The organism is Campylobacter coli LMG 9860, assembly GCF_000254135.1.
Taxonomy (GTDB): Bacteria; Campylobacterota; Campylobacteria; order Campylobacterales; family Campylobacteraceae; genus Campylobacter_D; species Campylobacter_D coli.
The window spans coordinates 1-1225 of sequence record NZ_AINS01000035.1; the positions used below are offsets into that span (position 1 = coordinate 1).

The window sequence follows — 1225 nt, forward strand, 5'->3', positions numbered from 1 at the left end:
AGTGATTTTATAATCTAATTTAGTGAGAAAATAAGTTCATTTAAGTTTTATATAAGAAAGCATACAAACACTGATATAATGGCTATTTGAGCCTAAAAAAATAATTTACAGACTTTTTAAGGTTAAAAACTCGCTAAATTATCAAACCGCTATAATTTCACATTTTAAACGAATTTCTTGTGAAATTCTTAAAAAATGGCTGTGAAACATTGAAAACCTTAAAAATTACAAATGCCTATTTTTCCATTTTAGTGAGTATAAAGTATTTTTAGTGAGATTTATTTTAATAACTCACTAAAATTAATATATAGTTATTTAAAGCATTTTTTTAAAAAATATCAAAAAATAAAGTGAGTTATTAATCTTAAAAGCTTACTTTAAGTAAAGTTAGTATATAATTTAAAAAACTCACTAAAAGGATAAACTTGTGACACCTAGAGAATTTAGAAAACGACAACTCGAAAAGTTAGAGCAACGAAAAATACAAACTCATCAAAAGATAAGTAATGATTTTATTGATAACACAATCAGTAAAAATAATCTAGTGTGTTTAAAAGTTATGTTCTATCTTTCTACAGTTCTTGAAAAAGAGGATTTATCTACATTTGATGATGAAAATATAATTTGCGTTTTTGTAGATACAAAACAAATGCTCGAATATATTGGCTCAAATGTCAAGGATATTAGAAACAATTTAAAACAAATGCAAGAGACTAGTATCAGTTTTGTGGATGAAAAGGAAAATATTGTAGAAGGTATGAACTTATTGCCTTTATTTAAAATCGAATATGGAAAAAATCGCACCGAAATTCATCTTTTTAAGCGTATAGCAAATATGATTGTGGGAGTAAGTAAAAACTACACTTTTCTTAATACAAAGCTTTTAATGGATATCAAGAACAAAAACACTCTAAGAATGGCACCGCTTTTATATGAAATAAATGGCTATGATAAACATACAGGAAAAAGAAAAAGAATGGATTTGGACGCTTTAAATGATTTTTTCGGAACGACATATAAGAGAATTATTGATATAGAAAAAAATATTTTACAACCTGTAAAAAAAGAACTCGATTTAGTCTCAAAACTTAGCTTTACATACCAAGTAAATTTTGACACATTAAACAAAGTTGGACGACCTAGAGCTTTAGCTGTAACAATAGATTTAAAAGATAATCAAGGAAATTTATTTGCTAATTAAGGAGTAAAAATGCAAAAACAATAT

The 1225-nt window shown here is 25.6% G+C and carries 1 protein-coding gene; it reads left to right on the plus strand.

Annotation, left to right across the window (positions count from 1 at the left end):
- The first annotated feature begins 427 nt into the window (after positions 1-427).
- A complete protein-coding gene (locus CCO88_RS04995) occupies positions 428-1201 on the plus strand; it encodes a replication initiation protein (RefSeq protein WP_002806451.1) in 774 nt (257 codons plus the stop codon).
- Positions 1202-1225: the final 24 nt, after the last annotated feature.